Origin of the sequence: Halolamina salina (genome assembly GCF_042678005.1) — an archaeon.
Taxonomy (GTDB): Archaea; Halobacteriota; Halobacteria; order Halobacteriales; family Haloferacaceae; genus Halolamina; species Halolamina salina.
The window spans coordinates 1-3,575 of the sequence record NZ_JBHUDH010000155.1; the positions used below are offsets into that span (position 1 = coordinate 1).

The 3,575-nt window shown below is 67.6% G+C and carries 2 protein-coding genes and 1 pseudogene; 2 read left to right on the forward strand and 1 reads right to left on the reverse strand.

The window, feature by feature from the left end; all coding sequences use genetic code 11:
- A pseudogene (locus ACFR9S_RS12920) lies at window positions 1-297 on the forward strand (MFS transporter); the annotation flags it as partial.
- A 155-nt stretch (window positions 298-452) separates the two neighbouring features.
- Here ACFR9S_RS12920 and katG read toward each other — a convergent pair.
- Window positions 453-2,609, reverse strand: a complete 2,157-nt coding sequence (katG, locus tag ACFR9S_RS12925; protein WP_379732218.1) for a catalase/peroxidase HPI — start codon at window positions 2,607-2,609, stop codon at window positions 453-455.
- A 458-nt stretch (window positions 2,610-3,067) separates the two neighbouring features.
- Here katG and ACFR9S_RS12930 point away from each other — a divergent pair.
- The coding region (locus ACFR9S_RS12930; protein ID WP_379818831.1) for a response regulator at window positions 3,068-3,575 on the forward strand (508 nt) is incomplete at its 3' end.

Below are 3,575 nucleotides of genomic sequence, written 5' to 3' on the forward strand. Positions count from 1 at the left end.
CTGCCGTTCGCCTCCTCGCCGGCCGGGGTCGCCGCGTTCGCGGTCGTGTTCGGGCTGGCCTACGGCGGCAACGGCGCGCTGCTGTCGCCGCTGGTCGCGGCGCTGTTCGGCCGCGAGAACATCAACGCGGTGTTCGGGCTCGTCTCGGTGGCGTTCGCGGTTTCGGGGCTGCTCGCCCCCGCCGCCGCGGGCGCGGCCTACGACACGCTCGGGACGTACGAGCCGGCGTTTCTCGTCGCCGGGGTGGCGGCCGTCGTCGGTGCCGGTTCAGTGGCCGTCGCCGGGCGGCGGGCCTGACTGCCGGCGCTACCGAGCGACCTCGGTGACGGTACTCTCGAACCTGCCGCTGTCGCCCTCTCGATGTCGAAGCAGTCGTGCAGTTTCCCGGCGGTGATCGTCACGTCCCCGCCGCTCCCTGTCGAAGAAAAAGTCGAAAACGCAGCGCGTCGCGCTTACTCGAGGTCGAAGCGGTCGTTCTGCATGACCTTCGTCCACGCGTCGACGAAGTCCTCGACGAGCTGCTCCTCGCCGTCGTCGGCGCCGTAGACGTCGGCGGTGGCCCGGAGCCGGGCGTTCGAGCCGAAGATGAGGTCGAGGCGGGTCGCCTCGTACTCGACCTCGCCGGTCTCGCGGTTGCGGACCTCGAAGACCTCGTCGTCCTCGTCGACGGATACCCACTCGTACTCCATGTCGAGCAGGACCTCGAAGAAGTCGTTGGTCAGCGTGCCGGGCTCGTCGGTGAACACGCCGCGGTCGCTGTCGCCGTAGGTCGCGCCCAGCGCGCGCATGCCGCCGACCAGCGCCGTCATGTCCGGCACCGTGAGGTTCAGCAGCTCGGCCTTGTCGACCATGCGCTCCTCGGGGGAGTCGTACATGTCGTCGTAGTCGCCGCTCCCGAGGTAGTTCCGGAAGCCGTCGACCTTCGGCTCGAGGTGCTCGAAGGACTCCTCGTCGGTCTGCTCCTCGGTCGCGTCGGTGCGGCCGGGCTCGAACGGCACGTCCACGTCGTAGCCGGCGTCGGCGGCGGCCTGCTCGACGGCCGCGTTGCCGCCCAGGACGATCAGGTCCGCGAGCGAGACGCGCACGTCGTCGGAACGGGAGCTGTTGAACTCCTCCTGGATCTCCTCGTACGTCGAGAGGACCGTCTCCAGCTCCTCGGGCTCGTTGACCTCCCAGCTACGCTGGGGTTCGAGGCGGATGCGGCCGCCGTTTGCGCCGCCGCGCTTGTCGCTCTCGCGGTACGTCGACGCCGACGCCCACGCGGTCTTGATCAGCTGGGTCCGGGTGAGGTCGGAGTCGAGGATCGCCGACTCCAGTTCGGCGATCTCCTCGTCGCCGATCAGCTCGTAGTCGGCGTCCGGGATCGGGTCCTGCCAGACGAACGTCTCGTCGGGCACCTCGGGACCGAGCAGGCGCTCGGGCGGGCCCATGTCGCGGTGGATGAGCTTGTACCACGCCTTCGCGAACGCCTCCTGGAACTCGTCGGGGTTCTCCTGGAAGCGCTCCAGCACCTCGCGGAAGTCGTCGTCGTGCTTCAGCGCCACGTCAGTCGTCAGCATCATCGGCTCCTCGGTGTCGTCGTCGTGAGGCGCCGGCGCCTCCTCGATCTCCTCGCCGACGGGCTTCCACTGCCACGCGCCGCCGGGACCCTTGACCGAGGTCCAGTCGTGGTTCAGGAGGTTGTCGATGTAGCCCATGTCCCACTGGGTCGGCGCGGAGTTCCAGGGACCCTCGATGCCGCTGGTGATCGTGTCCGGGCCTTTGCCCTCACCGAATTCGTTCTCCCAGCCCATCCCCTGCAGGTCGATGGGCGCGTCCTCGGGCTCGGGGCCGAGGTTGTCGCCGGAGTCGGCGCCGTGGACCTTCCCGAACGTGTGGCCGCCGGCGATCAGCGCGACCGTCTCCTCGTCGTTCATCGCCATGCGGCTGAACTCCTCGCGGATGTTCGCCGCGGAGCCTTCCACGTCCGGCTCGCCGTAGGGACCCTCGGGGTTCACGTAGATGAGGCCCATCACGGTGTTCGCGAGCGGGTCCTTGAGGTTGCCAACTTCGCCGTCCTCGAAGCGCTCGGGGGAGGTCGTCTCCCAGTCCTCCTCGGGACCCCACACGGTCGCCTCGTTGGACTTGAACTCGTCCTCGCGGCCGCCCGCGAAGCCGAACGTCTCGAACCCCATCGTCTCCAGCGCCACGTTGCCGGCGAGGATGATCAGGTCGCCCCACGAGAGCTTCCGGCCGTACTTCAGCTTGACCGGCTGGAGCAGGCGGCGTGCCTTGTCGAGGTTGATGTTGTCCGGCCAGCTACTCTCCGGCGGGAGCCGCTGCAGGCCCCCGGCGGCGCCGGCGCGGCCGTCGGCGGTCCGGTACGTCCCGGCGCTGTGCCAGGCCATCCGGATGAACAGGGGACCGTACGTGCCGTAGTCGGCGGGCCACCAGTCCTTCGAGTCCGTCATGACCTCCCGGATGTCGTCTTTCACCTCCTCGAGGTCGAGTTTCTGGAACTCCTCCGCGTAGTCGAACTCCTCGTCGTACGGGCTCACGTCCCGTTCGTTCTCGTCGAGGATGTCCACGTTCAGCATCTGTGGCCACCACTCTTGGTTTGTCTTCGCCATCGTCAGAATAGTGCGGCTTCCGTGTATTAAGGTTGTCCAACTCGGGGGTGGCGTTCGGAATTAGTAATAAATATCTATACTTGGGAAACAGAAGTAACTTTTACGAGAATATATCTTCTCTATCTGAGTACCATCTTTGTTGATTCCCGGACAACAGTGGACGCCGTACCGCGTACGCGGCCAAACAGTCACCGGCAGTAAGCGGCACTTACGAAGATATCGGGCCGTGGACGCCGGTAATCGGGGGAGGGCGGGGACAGAAGTTTACACGAGGAACGTGTTGTTCCACAGAGAATGGGGGAAGCTGTTAGCCCCGCCGAGGGAGGGCGACACGCGCGTCGGCAGGTCCTCGTCTCACCCCGCCGACAGCGCCCGCGCGTGGCGACTACCGGGCGTGCGGTCGGCGGCCCACGCCCAGTCGACGGCTCCACGGGAGCGAAGCGTCCCCCGGAGGGTCGATGACCGTGCCGAGCGAGGAGTTCGAACTGCTGTTGATCGAGGACAGCCCCGGCGACGCACGCCGGATCGAGGGAATGCTGGGGGACGCCGAGACGCTGCTCGAACGCGTCGGCGCGTCGTCCGGACTCCGCCTCCACACCGAGCGGACGCTCGCGGCCGGGATCGACCGCCTCGCCGAGAGCGATATCGACGTGGTGTTGGTGGACCTGAGCCTGCCGGACAGCGAGGGGCTGGAGACGCTCACCGCGATCGTCGATGCCGCGGCGCTCGTCCCGGTGATCGTGCTCACCGGGCCACAGGACGAGCGTGTGGGAGTCGAGGCGGTCGAACGCGGCGCACAGGACTACCTCGTGAAGGACGAGGTGACCAGCGAACTGCTGGTCCGGTCGATCCACCACGCCGTCGAGCGCAACCGACAGGAACGGGAACGCGCCCGGCGCCACGACCAACTGGAGGCGCTCAACGACCTGACGCCGGGGCTGATGGACGCCGAGTCGGCGGCGGCCG